Source organism: Pseudomonas sp. FP2338, from assembly GCF_030687515.1.
Taxonomy (GTDB): Bacteria; Pseudomonadota; Gammaproteobacteria; order Pseudomonadales; family Pseudomonadaceae; genus Aquipseudomonas; species Aquipseudomonas salomonii.
In genome coordinates, this window is sequence record NZ_CP117436.1 from 2,286,515 (window position 1) to 2,309,885 (window position 23,371).

The 23,371-nt window shown below is 59.9% G+C and carries 17 protein-coding genes; 4 read left to right on the forward strand and 13 right to left on the reverse strand.

Features of this window, described 5'->3' with window-relative positions; all coding sequences use genetic code 11:
• Nucleotides 1-2: 2 nt before the first annotated feature.
• Together PSH96_RS10500 and PSH96_RS10505 are read right to left on the reverse strand one after the other, a co-directional pair.
• Nucleotides 3-4,742, reverse strand: coding sequence for an RHS repeat-associated core domain-containing protein (locus tag PSH96_RS10500; RefSeq protein WP_305460029.1), 4,740 nt, complete (start codon nucleotides 4,740-4,742; stop codon nucleotides 3-5).
• Between the two features lie 184 nt (nucleotides 4,743-4,926).
• Entirely contained in the window at nucleotides 4,927-5,541 is a 615-nt protein-coding gene (locus tag PSH96_RS10505; RefSeq protein ID WP_305459066.1) for a LysE family translocator, read from the reverse strand.
• A 146-nt stretch (nucleotides 5,542-5,687) separates the two neighbouring features.
• Here PSH96_RS10505 and PSH96_RS10510 point away from each other — a divergent pair, with 146 nt between their 5' ends.
• Both PSH96_RS10510 and PSH96_RS10515 read left to right on the forward strand, forming a co-directional pair.
• Entirely contained in the window at nucleotides 5,688-6,773 is a 1,086-nt protein-coding gene (locus tag PSH96_RS10510) for a DUF1615 domain-containing protein (protein ID WP_305459067.1), read from the forward strand.
• A gap of 90 nt (nucleotides 6,774-6,863) precedes the next feature.
• On the forward strand, nucleotides 6,864-7,283 hold the full coding sequence (locus PSH96_RS10515) for a PaaI family thioesterase (RefSeq protein ID WP_305459068.1): 420 nt from the start codon (nucleotides 6,864-6,866) through the stop codon (nucleotides 7,281-7,283).
• A gap of 254 nt (nucleotides 7,284-7,537) precedes the next feature.
• Here the strand turns inward: PSH96_RS10515 and PSH96_RS10520 are convergent, their stop codons facing one another.
• The 3 genes from PSH96_RS10520 to PSH96_RS10530 are packed head-to-tail and all read right to left on the reverse strand — an operon-like array spanning nucleotide 7,538 to nucleotide 10,120.
• Entirely contained in the window at nucleotides 7,538-8,719 is a 1,182-nt protein-coding gene (locus PSH96_RS10520) for an acetyl-CoA C-acetyltransferase (RefSeq protein ID WP_305459069.1), read from the reverse strand.
• An 11-nt stretch (nucleotides 8,720-8,730) separates the two neighbouring features.
• Complete coding sequence (locus PSH96_RS10525) at nucleotides 8,731-9,390, reverse strand: CoA transferase subunit B (protein WP_017135011.1); 660 nt, start codon at nucleotides 9,388-9,390, stop codon at nucleotides 8,731-8,733.
• 31 nt (nucleotides 9,391-9,421) lie between these two features.
• Nucleotides 9,422-10,120, reverse strand: coding sequence for a CoA transferase subunit A (locus PSH96_RS10530; protein WP_058420641.1), 699 nt, complete (start codon nucleotides 10,118-10,120; stop codon nucleotides 9,422-9,424).
• 133 nt (nucleotides 10,121-10,253) lie between these two features.
• On the opposite strand from PSH96_RS10530, the gene PSH96_RS10535 reads away from it, so the two are divergent.
• Nucleotides 10,254-11,156, forward strand: a complete 903-nt coding sequence (locus PSH96_RS10535; protein ID WP_056860408.1) for a LysR family transcriptional regulator — start codon at nucleotides 10,254-10,256, stop codon at nucleotides 11,154-11,156.
• 122 nt (nucleotides 11,157-11,278) lie between these two features.
• Here the strand turns inward: PSH96_RS10535 and PSH96_RS10540 are convergent, their stop codons facing one another.
• The 6 genes from PSH96_RS10540 to PSH96_RS10565 form a co-directional block, all read right to left on the reverse strand.
• Nucleotides 11,279-11,608 (reverse strand): hypothetical protein, encoded by a 330-nt coding sequence (locus tag PSH96_RS10540; RefSeq protein ID WP_305459070.1) that lies wholly within the window; start codon nucleotides 11,606-11,608, stop codon nucleotides 11,279-11,281.
• A gap of 607 nt (nucleotides 11,609-12,215) precedes the next feature.
• Nucleotides 12,216-13,061, reverse strand: a complete 846-nt coding sequence (locus PSH96_RS10545) for an NAD-dependent protein deacetylase (protein WP_305459071.1) — start codon at nucleotides 13,059-13,061, stop codon at nucleotides 12,216-12,218.
• Nucleotides 13,062-13,069: 8 nt separating this feature from the next.
• Nucleotides 13,070-13,510 (reverse strand): CBS domain-containing protein, encoded by a 441-nt coding sequence (locus PSH96_RS10550; RefSeq protein WP_305459072.1) that lies wholly within the window; start codon nucleotides 13,508-13,510, stop codon nucleotides 13,070-13,072.
• A 132-nt stretch (nucleotides 13,511-13,642) separates the two neighbouring features.
• Nucleotides 13,643-15,592: a DNA topoisomerase III gene (locus tag PSH96_RS10555; protein ID WP_305459073.1), complete on the reverse strand. Its 1,950-nt coding sequence runs from the start codon at nucleotides 15,590-15,592 to the stop codon at nucleotides 13,643-13,645.
• A 171-nt stretch (nucleotides 15,593-15,763) separates the two neighbouring features.
• Nucleotides 15,764-17,386 (reverse strand): MFS transporter, encoded by a 1,623-nt coding sequence (locus PSH96_RS10560; RefSeq protein ID WP_305459074.1) that lies wholly within the window; start codon nucleotides 17,384-17,386, stop codon nucleotides 15,764-15,766.
• A gap of 65 nt (nucleotides 17,387-17,451) precedes the next feature.
• Nucleotides 17,452-19,098, reverse strand: a complete 1,647-nt coding sequence (locus tag PSH96_RS10565; protein WP_305459075.1) for a GMC family oxidoreductase — start codon at nucleotides 19,096-19,098, stop codon at nucleotides 17,452-17,454.
• A gap of 129 nt (nucleotides 19,099-19,227) precedes the next feature.
• On the opposite strand from PSH96_RS10565, the gene PSH96_RS10570 reads away from it, so the two are divergent.
• Nucleotides 19,228-20,121: a LysR family transcriptional regulator gene (locus PSH96_RS10570; protein ID WP_065911353.1), complete on the forward strand. Its 894-nt coding sequence runs from the start codon at nucleotides 19,228-19,230 to the stop codon at nucleotides 20,119-20,121.
• 133 nt (nucleotides 20,122-20,254) lie between these two features.
• Here the strand turns inward: PSH96_RS10570 and PSH96_RS10575 are convergent, their stop codons facing one another.
• Together PSH96_RS10575 and PSH96_RS10580 are read right to left on the reverse strand one after the other, a co-directional pair.
• Nucleotides 20,255-22,114, reverse strand: coding sequence for a DUF3857 domain-containing transglutaminase family protein (locus tag PSH96_RS10575; protein ID WP_305460031.1), 1,860 nt, complete (start codon nucleotides 22,112-22,114; stop codon nucleotides 20,255-20,257).
• 156 nt (nucleotides 22,115-22,270) lie between these two features.
• Nucleotides 22,271-23,371, reverse strand: a complete 1,101-nt coding sequence (locus PSH96_RS10580) for a DNA alkylation repair protein (protein ID WP_305459076.1) — start codon at nucleotides 23,369-23,371, stop codon at nucleotides 22,271-22,273.

Genomic DNA, 23,371 nt, shown 5'->3' on the forward strand with positions numbered 1-23,371 from the left:
TTTTAGCTTCTGTTGGGGTTAATTAGTGAGTAGCCTTTATGTGTGCCATCATCGTGTAGGGGCGTGGCTCCTAAAATATCTTTTGTGTCTATTCGGCCAGGTATAGCAATTTCACGTTCTTTTTGGAAGTCGGATAGAATTCCGAGCTCTTTGTTGACATCTCGGCCTGGAATTTTTTTCAAGATGTAAAGATAGCCATCTTCTAGCCCGTAAGTCGTTGCGAACATCACGCCTTGCAATCTAGATACTGATGTACTCACAAAATTGCTTGGGGGATTCGCATTATTTTGTGAGTGCAGATAGAGATCTGTGCTTTTGCCTCTACTTTCAAAGCCCCCCTCAAAAATCTCATCTGGATGCCTCGAGTCTCCACGATACAGATATTCTCGTTTTTGATCGGAAGTGGGTAGTGAGGGGCTTCGATCATCAACATTTGGTTGTTTGCCCGTGTTTTCTGTATTTGTAGTTGGCTTGCATCCATCCCCACCCGGGCAACTACTCAGGCCTAGCGGATCCACCCACTCAGTAGGATTTTTGACGTACCGGTATGCATTAATCCCACCCGCCAACTTCACCGGATCCGGCGTCAGGTAACGACCAATATCTGGATTGTAGTAGCGATGGCGGTTGTAGTGCAGCCCGCTTTCCGCATCAAAATATTGGCCCTGAAAACGCAGCGGGTTGTCGATTTTTCTGACGTCTAGACGGGCGATTTCACCGTAGGCGCGGTAGTGCGCGGACCAGACGATTTCGCCTTCGGGGTTTGTCAGTTCCTGTGGCGTGCCGAGGTGGTCGAGTTGGTAGTGGAAGGGCTTGGTGTCTTCAGGCCCAAAGCCTTCCAGCAGTGCCAACGGCCGAAAACTGTCTGGCTCGTAGATATAGCTGCGATGCCGATCCGCGTGGTGTTCAGCTACCAGCTTGTCGCCTTGCCAGAAAAACTCCGTGGTTATGTCGTTAACGGTCTTGCTGATCCGCCGCCCAAACGGGTCATAGCGATAGCTGGCGGTTTGCCCGTTGGGTTGGGTAATGCCAATCAACCGATGCTGGCAGTCGTAGCGGTATTCCGTAACGAGCTGATGGCACTTGCCACGCCGCTGGCGGATCAGATTGCCGAAGGCGTCGTAGTCGTAGTGATGATCGCCCTGAATCATCAACCGATTCCCGGCCACGATGTCCGGGCCGGGGCGGTCTTGCATGAGCAGGTTGCCGGCCGGGTCGTGGCCGAAGCGTTCCTGTACGTCTTGCGAGTGGTCGGCGCGGGTCAGGCGGGTGAGGGGGTCGTAGTGGTAGTGGTGTTCGCCTTTGCGGGTGTCGAGCAGACGGGTGAGGTTGCCGGTTTTATCGTAGTCGTATTGGCGTTGGTAGAGCGTGTGTTGCTGTTGGCTGACGGCGTGGGCGTGCAGGCGGTTTTGGTCGTCGTAGTGGTAGTGGCTGAGGAGCTGGCCCTGCTGGCGCTGGTGTTCGCGGCCGGTTTTGAACAGGTGGGAGGTGAGGGTTTCGCCGTTCAGTTCGACGGTGGAAAGGTGGCCGCCTTTGTCGTGGTTGAACACCAGCCGGTTATTGTCCGGCAGGCGCAGTTTGTGCAGTTGGCCGCAGGCGTCATAGCCATAGCGCAAGGTGCCCCAGCCTTGGTGTTCGGCGGTGAGGCGGTTTTGTGGATCGTATTCGTAGGCCAGCGCCCAGTGGCCGTCGTTGACGCTGAGGAGATTGCCTTGGCGGTCGTAGGCATAGTCGACAATATTGCCGTCTGGCAGGGTTTTTCTTACGAGGCGACCGGCGTGGTCTCGCTTGTAGCGGGTAACGAGCTGACTGCCGTCGTCGCCGTGTTCGGTTTTCTCCGCCAGGTTGCCGTTGAGGTCATACACATAGGCCGTGCGCTGGCCATCAAAGCCGATTTCCTGCTGGATCAGGCCGTTGGGGTGGTAATCGAGCCGGTAGGTTTCGCCTGCCTCGTTCTCGATCGAGGTCAGCAGCAAGCGCGCATTGTCGTAGCGGTACTTGATGTGGCTGCCATCGGCGTTGATACGGCGGCTGATCAGGTGCAGGCCGTCGGCGTATTCGTAACGGGTGACGTGGCCGAGTTCGTCGTGTTCGGCGATGATTTTTCCGTAGGCGTTGTAGCTGTATTCGCGTGTTGCGCCGCCTGGAAGTACGACGCGATTCAACCGACCCACGCTGTCCCACTGATACTGGGTCAGCGCTCCCTGTTCATCCTCGCGGGCAACCTGCCGACCAAGGTCGTCATAGCGATAACGCTTGATACCCCCATTGGGCAACAGTTCCTCAAGCAACTGCCCCCGCTCATTCCAGACCAGCCGATGGCAACTGTTGTCGGGAAACCAAACTCCTGTCAGCTGCCCATATTTGTTGTAGCTGTAGTCCGTGACATTGCCGTCAGGATCGGTCTTGCGAATGACGTCGCCCTGATCGTTACGCTCGTATTTCCAAACGGCGAGCCCACGCCTTACGACCCGTACGAACCCGTTGTCATGCTCGTAGGACGTCGGCTCATCGTACCCCGGAAACAACGCCACCAAGCGTCCGGCTTCGTCGTACTGGTACGCCGTCACCGCCCCAAGCGGGTCCTGCTCGACCGTCAGCCGGCCCTTGTCGTCATAGGATTTGAAGTGCTCAGCACCGTCCGGATCAATACGCTGCACCAGGCGTGCGCGATCATCGTGGACATACACTTCCCGGCTGCCATCGGCGTTATGCACCGTGACACGGCCGTCATCGCCCCAGGCATACCGCGTATCCATCTGCGAAAAGCTGGCCCAATGCCGAACACACCGCGCCGCCTTGCCAGCCCGTTCCCATGCCCAAAAGAAGCTCGCCCCACCGGCCAGCCCGCGTTCAAGAATGACGTGCTGCTCGTCGTAGCGATAAACCTCGCTTTCGCCTACAGCATTGGTCGCGGAAACCAGTCGGCCAAGGTCGTCATAGGCGTAGGAAACAACCTTCTGCTCCGTCACCCATTCGAAGGGTTCATGCCCTTTGGCCCGATGAACCTGATAGTTCACCGCCACAATGCGGCCAAATTCATACCGCAACAGCAGCGAGCGGCCTACGCCATTGTCCAGCCGTTCAACCCGCCCCAAACGATCACGAAAAACCCGCAGTCGGTTGTCATACGCATCGCTGATGGCGGTCAGCACGCCCTCTTGAAAGTGATAAAACCTCGACGCCTGGGCCAGCACCAGTTCATCGGGCAAGTCGCCCAAATAGATCGCCGCTTCAGCCAAGCTATTGGTAATCGCCGGTCGAGCAGCGGTAGGCAGCACAAACTCAGTACGGCGATTTTCATGATCCGTCCACACCACCGACTCACCGGAAACAGAAAGCCTGTGCGCCAGCGAATGACTCCAGCCAAACCCCAGCCCGCAATCCACTTCCACCGCACTGGTGCGATACAGCCGCGTCCACTCAAACGGCAAAACCCCGTCCAGCGTGCCATCGGTGAGGGTCAGCAATTCCTCGCCGGTGACCATCGAAACGGGGCAACCGTGGGTGACAGTTTTGTCCGCAGGTGCCGCCGCATCGCCATTAAGGTTTTTGCCCGAAGCCGGCACATCATCCACAGGTTCCTGGCGCACCAACGTCGTCTGTTGCGTCTTGCCGCGCACCGCCGGCACGGGGTTGGCAACCAACTGGTCCCCAGCCTTCAACGGGGCAACCGGCACAGTCTTTATCGGCGTCGCGGCACTGCCTAGCAACAGAGGTTTTACCGCCGCTACATGGGGCTCCAACGTCGGCCCCACATGCTGTTTTGCCAGCAACTCGAGCAAACTCCGCGCCCGTCCGGACTTGATGTGCCCGAGGACTTGAGTGCCCAGGCGTACCGCCACGCCCATGCCCGCCGTCGCCCGAATCAACAGCAAGTTGATCAACACCTCGCCGGTGATTTCGCCCATCAGCTCGTGCATGTCTTGCGGCGGCAGCAGGCGCATCCAGCTGACCATCGCCGACACGTAAATGAACAACAGCGGCTCATCGCTGAGTACCAGCAGGCCGTTGGCGATCGCGTCGTTGCTGAGTGTCAGCAGCTCATCAAGCTCGGCCTGGGAGATGTACTTCAGCAACTTTTCGCTGTTGGGCCTGATGTCCGCCAACAGTTCATACAGCTGCGTTAAGTTGTCCCAAAGGGTGTAGAGCGCCGTGCCCATGCCATTGAGAACCGCCTTCTCCAGCATCCTGCGCTGGTCGAGCGGTTTGGCGTCGGTATAAATTGCCCACTGCGCCTGGAAGGTGTCGTTCCACGCTTTACGCAGGCGCTCTTCCAACCCCGCAATCACTGTCTGATAAGACGCGTACAGTGCCTTGACGTGATCTTTGGAAACATCGGGATAAAAACTGATTCGGTACGATTGATTACGATCACACTCGGTGATTTCGAGAATGCCGCTGGGGCCGATGGTGTGGTGGATCGGCTCGCCCAATGGGCCGCCGTTGGGGTCGACGCGTTGCAGCACCACCGGCGTATTGCCGATGGGCACAAAACGCGTGCTTTGGAACATATGCACCAGGGTCAACGTACCGTTGGCCTGGCACGTGGCGACGGTGCTGCTGGGAATGATGGAGCGGTTTATCGGGGCGACCAGCGCCACCTCATCCCCGACCTTGAACACCTGCTCGACATCCAGCGCCGAGAAGCTCCAGAAGCTCGACGCCCAGTCGTCAAAGGTATTCAGGCATTCGCGAAAATCGCGGAAGACGCTTTCAACGTCGACCGTCTTTACGTCCATTGGGGTCAGGGCCAGCCTGCCAATGGCCGGGTTCAAGCGGTAGCCCCTTTGGCCCGGGCTCTAACAAACAAAACCATCTGCAATCCCTCGCACTGTGTGATCAGGCGAAGGACTTTGCAGAGGTTTTCAGGCGATAGCTGTAGAGCTTATCCGGGTGTTGGGTAGGAGGTTTCGGTAGTCCTTGTCAGCGCTGTGCAAACGCCAGGTTCAACCCCAGCCCCGCAAAGGCTGCGGCAAAACTGCGGCGTAACCAATTCTGTACCCGTGGCGACTCGATCACGGCACGGCGAAATACATTGGCCAGCAGGCCATACACCACAAACACCGCAAATGTCATCGCCATGAAAACGCCACTTAGTACCAGCATCTGCAAAGCGGGCGCCGTGCTGCCGTGGGTGACGAATTGCGGCAGGAAGGCCAGGAAGAAAATCGTCAGCTTGGGGTTCAGAATATTCAGCAGAAAGCCGCGCAACATCAGGCTGCGTGCAGTCGCGACCGTCGGCGTGTCGCTCATGGCGAAGGCCGAGCGGTCGCGCCAGGTGGCATAGGCCAGATACAAAAGGTAGGCCGCCCCAGCGAATTTCAACGCCTCAAAAGCCAGGGCGCTGGTGTGCAGCAGGGCGGAAACGCCCAATATCGATGCGAGCAAGTGGGGGATGATCCCGGCGGTACAGCCCAACGCGGCAAACAGGCTGGCACGCTTGCCGGCGGTGAGGCCGGTGGACACGGTAAAGATCACGCCAGTGCCGGGGATCAGCACGACGACCAGGCAGGTAACGAGGAAATTCAGGCTGAGCATGGCATTCAAACTCCTTGTACGAATGGTCGATGACCGATCCTGTCACGTTCAGTGATAACTGGCGAGTGCAGCAGGTCGGCGAACCCCGGTTAGACTTACCTGTCGATATCCGCACCACCCGGCCCGTCGTTACTCAAGGAAGCCCCATGTATTCAAGCCGCCTGATCCTGTGCCTCACCATGTTGCTGTTGCTGGCCGGTTGCTCCACCCCACGCGGCCCGCAGCAGCCTGAGCGCAGCGAGGCCGAGGTGAAGGCGCAGATTGTGCGGCTGTTACCGGCCACGGTGGCGGACCGCAACGGCTGGGCCACAGACATCTACACCGCCTTCGACACCCAGAAAATCTACCCCAGCAGCGAAAATATCTGCGCCGTGCTGGCGGTCACCGAGCAAGAGTCCACCTACCAGGTAGACCCGCCGGTGCCGAATATGGGCAAGATCGCCCAGGATGAAATCCTGCGCCGCGCCGGCAAGGTCCATGTGCCGGCCTTTGTGGTGCGCACCACGCTGCAATTGCGTTCGCCCACCGGCAAGACCTACGCCGAGCGCCTCAGTGCCGCACGCACAGAGAGGGACTTGAGCGGCATTTTTGACGATTTCATCAGCATGGTGCCCTTGGGTAATACCTTGTTCGCAGGGTTCAACCCGGTGCACACCGCCGGCCCCATGCAGGTCAGTATCGACTTTGCACAGCAACACGCCCGCGATTATCCCTACACCGTGGATGGCACCATTCGCCGCGAAGTCTTCACCCGTCGTGGCGGCATGTACTTCGGCATTACGCATTTGCTCGGTTACCCGGTGAGCTACGATCAGCCGTTGTACCGCTTTGCCGATTTCAACGCAGGGTGGTATGCCAGCCGCAATGCCGCGTTCCAGGCCGCTGTCAGCCGAGTCAGCGGCACCGAGCTGGCGCTGGATGGGGATCTGATTCGTTATGGCTCACTGCTGCCCGGCACCACCGAGTTGGCGGTGCGTTCCCTGGGCGCGAAGCTGGATATGCGCAACCCCAGCATCCGCAGCCAGCTGGAAAAGGGTGAGCAGTTCGATTTCGAGGAAACCACCCTCTACAAGCGCGTCTTTGCCCTGGCCGACAAGGCCGCCGGCAAGCCGGTGCCGCGCGCGATTTTGCCGGGCATCGTGCTCAAAAGCCCGAAGATCACCCGCAACCTCACCACCGCGTGGTTTGCCAAGCGCGTAGATGAGCGCTATCAGCGTTGCATGAAGCGTTAGCTGATTGTTGATCATTGGCTTGGCTGATCTTGATAGCGGTCTTGCGGCAGCTGGGTTACACCTCGTGTTTTGGCCAAGGAAGCACTCGCCATGATCACGCACGCCGTGCCCGAAGGCTTTGTCTCGCTGCCACGCAGCAGCCCGTTGCTCGACCTGTTAGGTCCGGCGTATTGCCGGGGTGAAGGGTTGCAACTGGAAATCGGCCTGCGTGCCGACAACCGCCACGCCAATGGGCGCGGCACGGTGCACGGTGGGGTGTTGGCGACCCTGGCGGATGTCGGCATGGGTTATTCGATGGCGTTTTCCAGCGAACCGCCGTTACCGTTGATAACCGCTAGCATGACGTTGGACTACCTGGGTGCCGTGCAGGTGGGGGAGTGGATTGTGGTGCGCCTGGAGCACCACAAGCGTGGCCGGCAGATGGCGTTTGCCACAGTGAGCCTGCAAGTGGGGGACAAGGTGGTGGCACGGGCGAATGCGGTGTTTGCGGTGCCTCATACCGAAGGATAACCGCGATCAACTGTGGGAGCTGGCTTGCCTGCGATAGCGGTGTATCAGGTAACAACGGCTTGGCTGACACACCGCTATCGCAGGCAAGCCAGCTCCCACATGAGTATTGTGTTTTTTCAGGAAAACCGGGCAAAGAAAAGGCCCGATTTTTCGTGGAATCGAGCCTTTTCTCATGTTGCTCTTGTCGACAGGGGCTGCTGCGCAGCCCAACGGGAGCAAGCTCCCTCGCCACAATTAGCCTGTTGCTCTTTAGATCAACTGCGCTCGAGGGCCAGGGCTACGCCTTGGCCGCCGCCGATGCACAGGGTGGCCAGGCCTTTCTTGGCGTCGCGCTTGATCATTTCATGCAGCAGGGTCACCAGCACGCGGCAGCCTGAGGCGCCGATCGGGTGGCCGATGGCGATGGCGCCGCCATTGACGTTGACCTTGTTCGCGTCCCATTCCAGCTCTTTGCCCACCGCCAAAGATTGCGCAGCGAAGGCTTCGTTGGCTTCGATCAGGTCCAGCTCGCCCAGGCTCCAACCGGCTTTGTCCAGGCAGCGGCGGGTAGCCGAGACCGGGCCGATGCCCATGATCGCAGGGTCGACACCGGCGTTGGCGTAGCTGGCGATACGCGCCAATACAGGCAAGCCGAGAGCCTTGGCTTTGTCAGCGCTCATCAGCAGCACAGCGGCGGCGCCATCGTTGAGGCTGGAGGCGTTGCCGGCGGTGACGCTGCCGTCTTTCTTGAACGCGGGCTTGAGCTTGGCCAAGGACTCGGCAGTGGTGCCGGCGCGCGGTTGTTCATCCACGGCGAAGGCCACCGGGTCGCCCTTGCGCTGCGGGATCAGGACCGGGGTGATCTCATCGACAAACCGGCCGGCTTCGATAGCGGCGGCGGCTTTCTGTTGGGAGGCTGCGGCGAAGGCGTCCTGGGCCTCACGGCTGATGCCGTACTTGTCCACCAGATTCTCGGCGGTGATGCCCATGTGATAGTCGTTGAACGCATCCCACAGGCCGTCGGTGATCATGCTGTCGAGCATCTTGGCGTGGCCCATGCGCAAGCCGGTGCGCGCAGCGGGCAAGACGTACGGCGCCAGGCTCATGTTCTCCATGCCGCCGGCGATGATCACATCAGCGTCACCACAACGGATGGCTTGAGCGCCCAGGTGCAGGGCTTTGAGGCCGGAGCCGCAGACCTTGTTCAGGGTCAAAGCCGGTACGGCGTGGGGCAGGCCAGCCAGAATCGAGGCCTGGCGCGCCGGGTTCTGGCCGCTGCCTGCGGTCAGTACCTGGCCGAGGATCACTTCATCGACCTGAGCCGGGTCCAGGCCGGTCTGCTCCAGCAGGCGACGGATCACCGCCGCGCCCAACTCCGGTGCCGGAATGCTGGCCAGCGCTCCTTGAAAGCTGCCCACGGCGGTGCGGGTGGCAGCAACAATCACGACGTCTTGCATGGAATCTGTCCTCACTGGAAGTGCATTTCTGGAACGTGGTCCGGGACGATCAGTTTACCGGCGGTCTTGCTCACAATCTCTTCAACGCTGACGCCAGGTGCGCGTTCCTTGAGGACAAAAGCGCCATTTTCGATTTCCAGGTACGCAAGGTCTGTCAGCACGCGCTTGATGCACTTGGCGCCGGTCAGCGGCAGGCTGCATTGGCTGAGCAATTTGGACTCACCGTCCTTGGACGCGTGGGTCATGATCACGATGATGTTTTCTGCACCGGCCACCAGGTCCATGGCGCCGCCCATGCCCTTGACCAGCTTGCCGGGGATCATCCACGACGCGATGTTGCCCTGCACGTCCACTTCAAAAGCACCGAGCACGGTGAGGTCGACATGCCCGCCGCGAATCATCGCGAAGGATTCCGCAGAGGAGAAGATCGAGGCGCCGATGCGTGCGGTCACGGTTTGTTTGCCGGCGTTGATCATGTCGGCATCGATGGTTTCCTCGGTCGGAAACGGGCCCATGCCAAGCAGGCCGTTTTCCGATTGCAGCATCACTTCCATGCCTTCGGGAATGTAGTTGGCTACCAGGGTGGGGATGCCGATGCCGAGGTTGACGTAGAAACCGTCCTGCATTTCGCGGGCGACGCGTTGAGCCATTTGTTCGCGGGTAAGAGCCATGTGTTGTCTCCTTATTATTTGGGCTGGCGGATTATTTGCGGACGGTGCGCTGTTCGATGCGCTTCTCGAAGGTGCCGCAAATGACTCGGTCGACGTAGATGCCTGGGGTGTGGATCTGCGCCGGGTCCAGCTCGCCCGGTTCGACGATTTCCTCAACTTCGACCACGGTGATCTTGCCCGCAGTAGCCGCCAGCGGGTTGAAGTTCTGCGCGGTATGGCGGTAGATGACGTTGCCGAAGTGGTCGGCTTTCCAGCCTTTGACAATGGCGAAGTCGCCGGTGATGGACTCTTCCATCAGGTACGGGCGACCGTTGAACTCGCGGGTCTCCTTGCCTTCGGCCACTGGAGTGCCGACGCCGGTGGCGGTGAAGAAAGCCGGGATGCCGGCGCCGCCTGCGCGCATTTTCTCGGCCAGTGTGCCTTGGGGCGTGAGCACCACTTCGATTTCGCCGCTGAGCAGTTGCTTTTCGAACAGCGCGTTTTCACCGACGTAGGAGGCGATTACCTTGCTGATCTGCTTTTCTTCCAGCAATACGCCCAGGCCAAACCCGTCGACGCCGCAGTTGTTGGAAACCACGGTCAGGTCGCGGGTGCCTTTGCGCTTGATCTCTGCGATGAGGTTTTCTGGAATGCCGCACAGGCCAAAACCACCGGAGAGCACGGTCATGCCGTCTTCCAGGCCTGCCAGTGCTTCTTCATAGGACGCCACGCGTTTATCGAAACCTGCCATATGCACCTCTTTTATTGTTTGTGGGCCAGCCAATGAACTGAGTGTTGCGCCGACGGATTGATTTGTTAAGTTGTTTTTTAAGGTTGATTGATTTAGAAAACAGCATAGTCCAATCCGCACCCGGAGCAGCCTCATGACCGTCAAACAGATGCGTGCCTTTCTCGCCGTGGCCCAAAGCCTGAGTTTTGCCGCTGCCTGCGAGCGCCTGCACCTTTCCCAGTCGGCGCTGAGCCTGACCATCAAGGGCTTGGAAGAGGGCCTGGGTGGCCGCCTGTTCAGCCGTAATACCCGCAATGTTGCGCTGACGCCCGAGGGTGAATCGCTGCTGCCGCTGGCACGTCGGTTGATTGCCGATTGGGACAATGCCGAAGATGAACTGCGCCAGCGTTTCACCCTGCAACGTGGTCGCGTCACGGTGGCGGCGATGCCGTCGTTCGCGGGCAACCTGCTGCCGCCGATCCTGAAGATATTCCGCGCGCGTTACCCGCAGGTGAATGTGACGGTGCACGACCTGATCAATGAACAGGTGCTGGAGATGGTCCGCGATCGCCAAGTGGAGCTGGGCGTGGCGTTCGAGCCATCTGAAGGCTCGTCCCTGGCCTTCACGCCTTTATACCTGGACCGGTTTATTGCGGTGGTGCCCGGTGATTCGCCCCTGGCGCAATGTACCGAAGTCGACTGGAAAACCCTGTTGGAACACCCCTTCATCACGCTGCAACGGCCTTCGACGGTGCGAGTGATGCTGGAGGAGCACTTGGGGGCCTTGCGGATGAAATTGCCGGTGGCCTTGGAAAGTCATCAATTGGCCACGGTGGGCAAGATGGTTGCCAGTGGCCTGGGTGTCAGCGCCGTGCCTGCATTGTGCGCACGTCAGATGGAGGAGGCGGGCGCCCATTGCATCACCTTGAGCGATCCGGTGATCGAGCGGCCGATTGGCGTGCTGACCAAACCTGGGCATGAGTTGTCGGCGGCGGCGCAGGTGTTGTTTGATATTTTTCGCGATGAAGCGGCAAAAGGGCGCTTTCCAACTTTTTGAGCGTGCCACAAAACAAATGTGGGAGCTGGCTTGCCTGCGATAGCTAGTTAACATTCAACAACAGTGTTGGCAGTTAAACCGTTATCGTAAACAGACCAGCTCCCACAGTGGGCAAGTTTTAATTAGTAGTAGCGGTCGATCACTTTAACTTGCGAGTTGTCTTTGAAAGACGCCCAGGCACTGTTAAGTGTGTCGAATACTTGCTCGATAAAATTGCGATCGGCTGCCGCTTTCTTGCCAACATAACCCTGGCCGCGGCGGTACATCCTCAGGCGCGCCGCCAGTTCGCGGTGGTTGCGGTCGAACTCGGCTTCTTCGGTATGGGGCGCCAGGCAGTCAATTTTGACTTCGCCCGATTTGCCAACCCAAAGGATATGGTCGTCGAGTTTGTCTTTCTGCGCTGCGAACATCTCAGCCAATTCATCGATAGTTGGTTGGTTGTTCAGATTCATAATGTAAGCCCCTTGACCAGTTGGCGATCTATCAGTTGATTCCGTTAAAACTGCTTAGTTGTCTCCGGTTGCGAAAACCGGGCGTCAGTGACGGTCTGCCGAATACGGGCAGGGTCTTGAACCTGATGCATGTAGTCTTGCTGATGAACGGCTACGCAATGGTTTCATCACGAAGACAAGCAGCGTTTGAGCTCCTTGTACCAACCCTTGCGGGCCGGTCAGCTTCATCAATCTGCCTTGTGGGCAGTGCACATCCGGAAAAAACAGCTCGGCGGTCAGACGAGCTTGCTCAAAACGCGTGTTACCAACGCTCCCGATCCGGGAGACGTCTCGATAATGCAAGGACAAAAAGGTTACGTCAACGGTTATGTAGTGATTATTTTCAGTCACTACATAAATTGCTGTGGGGACGGGAGAATGCGGGAAAACGTGACTTGGGCGTCATTTTTTGTGCGGTGGGTCGTGGTGGGCAGCTAGCCAATCCAACGCGCAAACCCTGTGGGAGCTGGCTTGCCTGCGATAGCGGTGTGTCAGCCAAAGAGTTGTTGATTGATACACCGCTATCGCAGGCAAGCCAGTTCCCACAGTTGGTTTTTCGGTGGTTTTGCTAACTCAGTCGTTCGGCCAGCAGAGGCAACAAGCGCTCGCATGACGCCTCGATTTTCACCTGCAACAGCTCATCCCCACGGGTCTTGCCCAGGTTGATGGCTATCACCGGCTTGCCTTGCTCCACCATCGCCTTGCACAGGCGAAATGCGGAATAGGCCATCAGCGAAGAACCCACCACCAGCAGCCCGTCGGCATGCTCCACGGCAGCCATGGCCCTGGCTGCCGTCGCCGGTGCCACGTTCTCGCCAAAAAATACAACGTCTGGCTTCAAGCGCTCGCCATTGCAATGGGGACAGCGCGGCACCTGGAAGCGTTCTTCAAACGTCGGATCGAGCAGGGTGTCACCGTCAGGCGCCTGCACCGCGTGGACCTGGGTCAGGTAAGGATTGTCGATTTCCATCTGCCGCTGGATCACATCCCGGGTACTGCGCTGCTGGCAGTCCAGGCAGAGCACACGATGCAGGCTGCCATGCAGTTCGATCACATCATGGCTGCCGGCCTGATCATGCAGGGTGTCGACGTTTTGCGTGATCAGCCCGCTGATACGGCCACGCTGCTGCAGTGTTGCCAGCGCCAGATGAGCCTGGTTCGGCTGCGCAATACGCACCCGTGGCCAACCCAGCATGGCGCGTGCCCAATAGCGGCGGCGCGCTTGCGCGGTGGCGAGGAATTCCTGGTACATCATCGGCGCCTTGCCACGGCGCACGCCTTCGCTGTCGCGATAGTCCGGGATGCCCGATGACGTGCTGATACCTGCACCGGTCAAGACCAAAAAGCGTCGTTCAGCCATGGCCCGGTACAGGGTGTCGAGGTGATTTTCTTGATGGTCCAGCGTATCGAGCATGGGTTCCCCTATTCGCCGCGGATGTACTGCTCCAGCTGTTTGATCAGGTCGGCCTGTTCGGCAATGGCCTCTTTTACCAAGTCACCGATGGACAGCAGGCCCAGCAGTTTGCCGTCTTCGACCACGGGCAGGTGGCGCAGGTGACTGTCGGTCATGATGTTCATGCATTCTTCGACACTTTTATGGGTATCAACGGTGATCACAGGGGAACTCATCACCTCATCCACTCGGGTTTTGACCGACGACAGGCCCTTGAGGATGAGTTTGCGTGCGTAATCGCGTTCGCTGATGATCCCGACAACTGCACCGTCCTTGACCACCGGCAAGGCTCCGACGTTTTTCTCTGACATCCGCACCAGCGCCTCAAACACCGTGTGATCCCATTGGATGGTATGCACGTCCTGATTCTTCTGGTCCTTGGCTTTGAGCACTTGTGCAACGGTTTTCATGGCGGCCACTCCGGTGTTGTTGTTAGGAAGTCAGCGAGTCCCTTACAGAATCCTAGACGGGCTACAGCGCTGCAAGGCCTAAAGCGGCGTTAAACCCGTCGAAAAACGTCATACACTGGTTTATTTCGCGTTTTAGCTGGCACTTTTCGGTTTTTTCGCCCGCTTTGGAGCCCCTGTCGTCTTGCGCGGTGCGGCCTTGCGTTTGTTTTTCCACGGCGTGGCGCCTCGGCCCGCCGGGCTGGCCGGACCGGTGATGGTCATGCGCATGCCATTGCAGCGTGCCACTTGTTTGCTCATCCAGGCCGCCTGCTTGGCGACGAATTCTTCCAGGCTCATTTCTCCGCTTTGCACCATGTCCAGTGCCTGCTCCCAGATCGCAGTGGTGCCTGGGTCGGCAATCGCTCGCGGCACCGCGTCGATCAGGCTGAACGCCGCCGGAGTGGCCGACAGTGCCTTGCCGTTTTTGACCAGATAACCCCGGTCGAGCAAACCCTGGATAATCCCGGCGCGGGTGGCTTCGGTGCCGATGCCGGTGGTGTCCTTGAGCTTTTGCTTGAGCAGCGGGTCTTGCACCAGTTTGGCGACGTTTTTCATCGCCTTGATCAGGTCACCCTCGGTGAAGGGCTTGGGCGGCTGGGTCCACAGGTCCTTGAGGTTGACCTTGGCCACCGCATAATCCTGGCCTTGCACCAAGGTCGGCAAGGCCTGCGGTGCGGGGGCTTCGCGGCCTTTGGCGGGCGCGAGAGCCTCGGGCAGGGCGCGCTTCCAGCCCGGCTCGATGATGACTTTACCTACCGCGCGCAAGGCTTGGCCTGCGCAGTCGAAATCCGCCTGGGTGCGATCGTATTCATGGTTGGGCAGGAACTGCGCCAGGTAACGTGCGCGAATCAGCGTGTAGACCGCACGGTGTTTGCCGGCCAGTTGCGCGACATCCTTACCGGCACCCGTAGGAATGATGCCGTGGTGCGCGCTGACCTTGGCGTCGTTCCAGGCCCGCGAACGGCGTTGCGGGTCGATATGCGCCATCAGCTCATTCACCGCCGCATCCGCGCGGGCCAGCGCGGCCAGGATCTTCGGCGCGTCACCGTGTTGGCTGAGCGGCAGGTAGCCGCAATCACTGCGAGGGTAGGTGATGACTTTGTGGGTTTCGTATAGGGACTGTGCGATGTCCAGGGTTTCCTGGGCGCCGAGTCCGAGCTTTTTGGAGCAGATTTCCTGCAATGTGCCGAGGTCGAAGGGCAGGGGCGCCACCTCGCGCACGCGCTCGGTACGCAGCTTGACCAGCCTGGCGCTGGCGGCGCTGGTCATCGCATCGGCGGCATCGCGGGCCAGTTGCGGGTTAAGACAGCGGCCTTGATCGTCGCAGGCATCCTCAGCGGCGCGCCATTGAGCCGTGAAGGTCATGGGGCCGTGGCGCAGGTCGACATCAATGGCCCAGTAAGCCACCGGCACAAAGTCGGCGATGCTGCGATCGCGGTCCACCACCAGGCGCAAGGTCGGGGTTTGCACGCGGCCCACCGGCAATACGCCTTGATAGCCGGATTGACGCCCGAGCAGGGTAAACAGGCGACTCATGTTCATGCCGATCAGCCAGTCGGCGCGCGAGCGGCCCAGGGCCGAGTGGTACAGGCTGAAGGTTTCGGCGCCGGGTTTGAGGGCCGCCAAGGCCTTGCGGATGGAGGCTTCATCCAGCGCCGATAACCATAAGCGCTGGATCGGCCCGCGATAGCGGCAATGCTCCACCAGCTCACGGGCGATCATTTCGCCTTCGCGGTCGGCGTCGGTGGCGATCACCAGTTCCTGGGCTTCCCCGAGCAAACGCTTGACGGCCTTGAACTGGCTGGCGGTCTTGGGCTTGACCAGCATCTTCCATTTTTCCGGCACGATTGGCAGGTCGGCCAGCACCCAGCGCTTGTATTTGGCGTCGTAGGCGTCGGGCGGGGCGGTTTCCAGCAGGTGGCCGATGCACCAGGTGACTGTGACCCCATTACCCAGCCAGCAGCCGTCGCCACGCCGGCTGGCGCCGAGCACGGCCGCGATATCCTTGGCCTGGGAGGGTTTTTCACAGAGGTACAGCCGCATGGTCATCACATCAAATCGGGTCGATGCCTTGCAGGATGCTCAGTCAAAGGCAATTGAGCAACCATTATCTGTATGGATGTACAGCAATTTGTATGGGCACCACACAGCAAAATGTGGGAGCTGGCTTGCACACAAGCCAGGTCCCACAGGGGATCTTCAGCGTTCTGAGGATCAGTTGTTATTGATATCCACGTCCTTGGTTTCTTTCAGGCAGAACAACCCCACAATCAAGCTCACCCCGGTCACCACCACCGGATACCACAGGCCGTAGAAGATATCGCCGGTGTACACCACCAAGGCAAACGACACGGTCGGCAGGAACCCGCCAAACCAGCCGTTACCGATGTGGTAGGGCAGGGACATCGAGGTGTAGCGGATACGCGTCGGAAACAGTTCCACCATCAGCGCCGCCAGCGGGCCGTAGCACATGGCGGCGATCAGGATCAGCACCACGATCAGCACCACCACCATCACCTTGTTGACCTGCGCCACATCCGCCGACGTCGCGTAGCCGGCCAGGGTCACCGCGCCGCGCAGGGCCGCTTCGTCGTAACCGTCGATGCGCACATCACCCACGCTCACCTGCACCGGGCTGCCGGCTGGCGCGGCGGCGCTGCTGTATGGCAGACCTTGCTTGACCAGGAAGGTCTTGACCTTGTCGCACGGGCTGTCAAAACGCGCCTTGCCTACCGGGTCGAACTGGAAGGTGCAGGTGGCCGGGTCGGCCAATACGGTGATCGGCGCCTGGTGGCTGGCCTGGTCCATCGCCGGGTTGGTGTAGTGCGCCAGCCCTTTGAAGATCGGGAAGTACAGCGCGGTGGCCAGCAGCAAGCCGAGCATCAGCACCGGTTTGCGCCCAACCTTGTCCGACAGCCAGCCAAACAGGATGAAGAACGGTGCGCCGATTACCACGCTGATGATCAGCAGCATATTGGCCAGGGCCGGGTCCATCTTCAGGAACTGCGTGAGGAAGAACAGCACGTAGAACTGCGCGGCGTAGAAGGTCACTGCCTGCCCGCCGTTGATGCTGAACAGCGCAATCAGCACCACCTTGAGGTTTTCCCATTTGCCGAAGGATTCGCGGATCGGCGACTTGCTCGCCTTGCCTTCCTCTTTCATTTTCAGGAATGCCGGCGACTCATGCAGGCTCATGCGGATCCAGGTGGAAATGCCCAGCAGCACAATGGAGAACAGGAACGGAATGCGCCAGCCCCACACTTCGAACTGGTCGCCGGTGAAGTAACGGCAAGCCAGCACCACCAGCAGCGACAGCAGCAGGCCCAAGGTGGCGGTGGATTGAATCCAGCTGGTGTGCAGGCCGCGTTTGCCGGCCGGTGCGTGCTCGGCCACATAAGTGGCTGCGCCGCCATATTCGCCGCCCAACGCCAGGCCTTGCAGCATGCGCAGCACGATCAGAATGATCGGCGCCGCAATGCCGATGCTGGCATAGGTCGGCAACAGCCCGACACAGAAGGTCGCCACGCCCATGAGGATGATGGTGACCAAAAACGTGTACTTGCGCCCGATCATGTCGCCCAGGCGGCCGAACACCAACGCGCCAAACGGCCGCACCACAAAGCCTGCGGCGAAGGCCATCAAGGCAAAGATAAACGCCGTGGTGTCATTCACCCCGGCAAAGAATTGCTTGCTGATCACCGCCGCCAGGGCGCCGTAGAGGAAAAAGTCGTACCACTCGAACACCGTCCCTAAAGACGAGGCGAAGATGACTTTCCTTGATTCGCTGCCGGTGCTCGCCTTGACGGCCGAGCCCAGGGGTTGAGCATGTTCTGACATCGGGTATCCCTCACAGTGATTATTTATTGTTGTTCCACTGTCGGCGCCGGGTGCGGCGCCGCTATTCAGATTGCATGAACCGTTTCTCTCTGCGGGGCGAGACTCCTTGTGTTCGGCGAAAGCATCAGCTGCGCTGCTTTTTCCGCAATCATCAGTGTAGGTGAGCAAGTGTTGCCGGATGTAATGCGTGGCATCACCGAGGCATCGGCAATGCGCAGGCCCGGCACGCCATGCACGCGCAGTTGGGCATCGACCACTGCATCGTTGTCATCGCCCATGCGGCAAGTACCCACCGGGTGGAAAATCGTCGTGCCGATGCGTGCAGCGGCTTCATGCAGCTGTTCTTCGGTTTGCAGCGCGTCGCCCGGCAGGTATTCCACCGGCTTGAACTGGCTCAGGGCCGGTGCGGCGACAATGCGCCGGGTCAGGCGAATCGCATCGGCGGCTACGCGCAAATCTTCGGGATGGCTGAGGTAGTTGGGCCGTATCAGGGGTGCATCTGCCGGGTTGGCCGAGCGAATATCAATGCGGCCACGGCTTTGCGGGCGCAGGTCGCAGACCGAGGCGGTAAATGCCGGGAACGCATGCAGCGGCTCGCCAAAACGCTCCAGGGACAGTGGCTGCACATGGTATTCAAGGTTGGCTGATGTCTGTTCCGGGCCGGAGCGGGCGAAGGCGCCGAGCTGGCTGGGCGCCATCGACAATGGGCCGCTGCGGTCATACAGGTAGCGCAGGCCCATGCCCATTTTGCCCAACAGGGTGGCGGCGATCTGGTTCAAGGTGCGTGCGTTTTCCAGCTTGTAGATCAGCCGCAGTTGCAGGTGGTCCTGCAGGTTGCCACCGACACCCGGCAGTTCATGCAGCACGTTGATGCCCAATGGCTTGAGCACATTGGATGGGCCAATCCCAGAGCGTTGCAAGATACTCGGCGAGCCGACGGAGCCGGCGCACAGGACGATTTCCTTGCGTGCTTTCCAGCTTGATTGCTGGCCATGCTGGCGCCCGACCACGGCCGAAGCGCGGCCGTTTTCCAGCACCACGCGATCGACTTCCACTTCGGTCAGCACGGTGAGGTTGGGGCGCTGGCGGATCGGCTTGAGAAACGCCTTGGCCGCGTTCCAGCGCACCCCGGCCTTCTGGTTGACCTGGAAGTAGCCGCAGCCTTCATTGTCACCCTGGTTGAAATCGCTGATCGGTGCGATGCCGCTTTGCGCCGCGGCATCGCGGAAAGCATCGAGAATCGGCCAGTGCAGGCGCTGTTGCTCCACGCGCCACTCACCGCCGTCGCTGTGAAATTCCGAACCGCCGGCAAAATGGTTTTCGCTCTGTTTGAACAGCGGCAGCACGTCTTTCCAGGCCCAGCCGGGGTTGCCAGCGGCGGCCCAGCCGTCGTAATCCTGGGCTTGGCCACGCATATAGATCATGCCGTTGATGGACGAGCAGCCGCCCAGCACCTTGCCGCGTGGGTAACTCAGCGCACGGCCTTGCAGGCCTTCCTGGGCTTCGGTCTTGAAGCACCAGTCGGTGCGCGGGTTGCCGATGCAGAACAGGTAACCGACGGGGATGTGGATCCAGGGGTAATTGTCGCGGCCACCGGCTTCGAGCAGCAGCACGCGGTGGGCGGGGTTGGCGGACAATCGATTAGCCAGCAGGCAGCCTGCGGGGCCGGCGCCTACGACGATGTAATCGTATTCAGCAGTTGCAATGGGCATCTGAGGTCTCGCTTGTTTTTCTTATTGGCCCCATCCTAGTTGTTAGTTTTCGTCTTAAAAATGTTAGTTTTTACCCAGCTGCTGTGCGTTTTTAAACAGCGCGGCTCAGGCTCTCGCATTGGAGGCGACATGTTCGACTGGAATGACCTGCGGTTTTTTCTTGAGCTGCAACGCAGTGGCCGCCTGCTCACCGCTGCGCAGCGCCTGAAAACCACGCACGCCACCGTGGCCCGGCATATCGAGGCCATCGAGAAGAGCCTTGGCACCGCGCTGTTCGTGCAGCATGCCCAAGGCTACGAACTGACGCCTTCCGGAGAAGCGCTGCTCAAGCACGCCGAGGCCATGGAAAACGTCGCGTTGCTGGCCGAAGACGAACTCACCCATTCCGCTGCGCCGCTGGGCAAGATCCGCCTCGGCGTGGCCGAGGGGTTGGGCGTGATGTTCCTCGCCAGCCGCATGGGTGGGCTGTTCGAGCGTTATCCGGGGCTGGAAGTGGAGCTGGTGGCGGTGCCGCGCTTTGTGAGCATTCTCAACCGTGAAGCGGAAATCAGCATCCACCTCGAGCGCCCCAGCGTCGACCAACTCGTCACGCGCAAACTCACCGACTACCGCCTGGCGCTCTACGCCAGCCGTGCCTACCTTGCGCGCAACCCGCCGATCGAAAAGCGTGAAGACCTCGCCGCCCATGCCTGGATTGATTACGTGGATGACTTGCTGTTCAGTCAGGAACTCAAGTTCCTCAGCAGCTTTTGCCGCAACCCCAAGGTGGTTTTTCACAGCACCAGCGTGATTGCTCAACACCAGGCGGCGCGTTCGGGGTTGGGGATTGCAGTGTTGCCGTGCTTCATGGCCGCCGGCGACCCGGACCTGGTGCCATTGCTGCCGGCAGAAAGCATCCAGCGCAGCTACTGGATCAGCTCGCGCCGAGAGCTGCACAAGTCGGTGCGGTTGCGGGTGTTGTGGGATTATGTGGTGGAGTTGTGCGCGCGGGAGCAGGGGTTGCTGCTCGGCGAAACTCACTGAAGAAACCGGATAAAAATGTGGGAGCTGGCTTGCCTGCGATGAGTCCCTGTCAGTCAACTTATTTGTTGAATGACACACTGCAATCGCAGGCAAGCCAGCTCCCACATTGGGTCGGTGTTGTGTCAGTGAGTTATTAGAGCTTCACCACCTGATGCACCTGCTCGGCACACGCCCGCGCCTCTTTTATCATTTTGCCGAATGCTTCACTGGCGACTTCCGCATGGGTCAGCCAGCGCGTTTTCTGGCTCAGGCGATAGTGATATTGCAGCCCGTTATCCATAAGCTTGCCGTCCAGATCCAGGTCATACCACGGCGAACGCACCTGGCAGCCGGGGATGGCTTTTTCCATCTGCCCACCGGTCAGTGTGAAGCGGTAGTCGTAGGTTTCGGGGTTGCCCAGGTAAAGGTCGGCTTGTTGATCATGGCGGCGGTAGTTGATGAAGCCATCCCAGCGGCCTTTGAGTGACTCGTCGGTGTAGACGTAGTCGTTCGCGAGCTTTTCCAGCGCGCGCTGGTCGTTCATGCTGGCGTTGACGGTGTAGCCGTCATGCACCACGAAGGCGGTGGGTGGGCGGGTGATTGTGCAGTCGCTGATTTCGTTGCCGAAGTTGCCGCAGATGTTCTGGTCGGTGGCGGTGGTGCCTTGTTGGCGATCGGCGACGCTCATTTGCATCAGCGGCAGGCGGCTGAAGGTGATGGTGGCCTGGGTGGCGCCATTGCCTTGCTTGTCGAAGTGCACTTTTTTGTCCAGGCGCAGGGTGGTTTCCGGGCGTTCCAGCGGGATCTGTTCTTCGCGTACCTGGCCCTGAGCATCATTGACCAGCACCCAGCGGTCCTGAATGTCGGGCATGGTCTGGCCGGGGGCGAACACCGGGTTGGTCGGGTCGAGCCACCAGACCTGGCCGTCGACTTCGGCACGCACGATGGCGTGGTTCGCCGCGTTGGTGCCAGGGATCAGCAATGAGAACGCTACGTCGCCACGGCTGACCCAGGCGGTCTCGGCCTTGATGCCGCTGGCTTTGAGCATTGCGGTCAGCAGGATCGCCAGGTCTTTGCAGTCGCCATAACCATGCTGCTCGATTTCCGCCAGGTTGAACGGCACATAACCGCGCTCGGTAGCGCGCCAGTCGCCCAGGTAGCGGTAGTGGTCGTTGATGTGCTGCATCAGCGCTTCGACCTGTTGTGCCGGCGCCAGGTCGCGTGCGGCGGCTACGGCAGCGGCCGCCTGCGCGGGCAGGTTGGCACCGAGGATCTGGTTGTAACGCTGGGCGAAATCACCGAAATACGCTTGGCGGTCCAGGGCGCTGCCCACTTCCAGGCGCGGGACGCGTTGCAGCGCGGCGCTGGAGGATTCGTTGATGTAATTGAGATAGGTCGGCTTTTTTTGCACCACGTCCAGGGTCTTGCCGTTGGCGGATGCCGTTACTTTGAAACCGTCGAACAACTCACTGCGCCACTGGATCGGGCGTTCGGCGGTAAAGCGCACTTTGACGTGGTCGCGCCGGAATGCGCTGGGGCCAAACATGATTGCGTAGTGAAACTGGGTCACCAACGGTTTGGCGGCGCGACCTTCGCGCACGGTGTAGCGAATTTGCGTGCCTACGCGCAGGTTCGGGAAGGCCAGGGAGGTTTGTTTGTCACGGCTGAAGCCCTGGTCCGGGTTGGGCGCGGTGCGTGTGTCGATTTGCGCGGCGTCCAGCGCGACCGGCTTGGCGCCCGGCTGGGTGGATTGCGCGCTGATCACTTCAAAGGTGTCGCCTTCGGAGTAATCGAAGTCGATGCGCGAGAGCATTTCGCGGCCGCTGGGCTTGAGGATGGTGTAGTGCTGGGTGGTGGTGCAGTCGGTGCTGGCGTCGCGGTTGAAGTGGCAGTGCAGCTCGGTGTCGCTGGCCAGCGGGGCTTCGGCCATGGGTTGCAGGGCGGCACTGACACCGTGGGAAACCAGCCCCAGACTCAGGGCAAGCAAGGGGCTTTGAAACGAAAAACGGTACAAACGGTACATGGGCGCCTCGGGTGACACAGTGGAACAACTACCCGATGGGTAGTGAGAAGGCGCCGGATGATAATGGGTCGCAACAACAAAAGCCAGGATTGTCTGACAATAAATGTGTCTGAAAGGCCCGTGCTAGAGCCTTTTGTTTGATTTATGTCAGGGTTTTAGCAGTTCAAATTCGGCACTGGCGAGCTTTTCGCCGTTCACCAGCACATGCACCCAATGCTTGCCCGCGTAATGCTTGCGCGTGGTCAACTCACGGATATGTTGTTCGCGGCGGATGGCGTGATGTTCGCCTGCGCCCAGGGTAAAGGCCTTGAGCTTGAACACTTTCTGCGCGCTATGGCCGGCACTTTTTACGTAGTCGATGGCGTAGTCGACCACCAGCTTCTGCGCGGCGGTGGCGGTGGATTCCAGGCTGAACGACAGGTTGATCCGCTCGCCCAGTTTGATCACGGCCGGTGTGACTTTCAGATGGTGAATGTTGACCTCGGCCCTGGCGCCGGCGCCCATGATCGTCAGTGCGCGGGGATTGCCTTGCTTGATCAGGCTGCGCAAGGCGTGCCGGGCGATCCAGGCGGTGTGCGGGTTGTCCAGGTTCCAGCCTTCTATCAGGCTGAGCACCCAGTCCGGGTGGTCCTTGGCGATGTCGTTGAGGTGATTGGCCACCGACTTGCGCACATACAGGCTGCTGTCGGCCTTGAGGTTATCCAGGATCGAGGCGCACAGCTGCGGGTTGGACTGCACCGCCGCCAAGCGAAAAGACCAGGGCAGGCGAGGGCGCGAGCCTTCACTGGCAAGGCGACGCACATGGTCGTTGGCGTCCAGCGACCACTGCTGCATCACGGCCAGGGTGCGTTCAAAGTCGTTCAACAAGAACGGGCGAATGGCGAACTCGGCCGAGCCAAACACGGTGAAGTGTTTGAGCGCGGCCATGGAGCGCTTGAAGTCATTCAGGCCGTAACTGGCCACGTAGTGCGGCAGGAACAGGCACACAAATGCACTGTTCAAGCGCGGGGCCAGCGCATACAGCAGCTTGAGGGTGTGCGCGTAATCCAGTGAGATTACCGCATGCAGGCTCTCACTGACCCGCGCCATGCGCTGCATCACCGACAACTCGGCCAGCCCGGCGTTGGCGTGCTTTAGAAAGCCTTTGGCGTCAAACGCCGGGTACACCGCCGTCATTTCACTGGCAATGTGTTGCAGGCGTTCGACGTTGAAGATTTCCTTGAGAGCCGGGGCGCTTTGGTCGGTCAT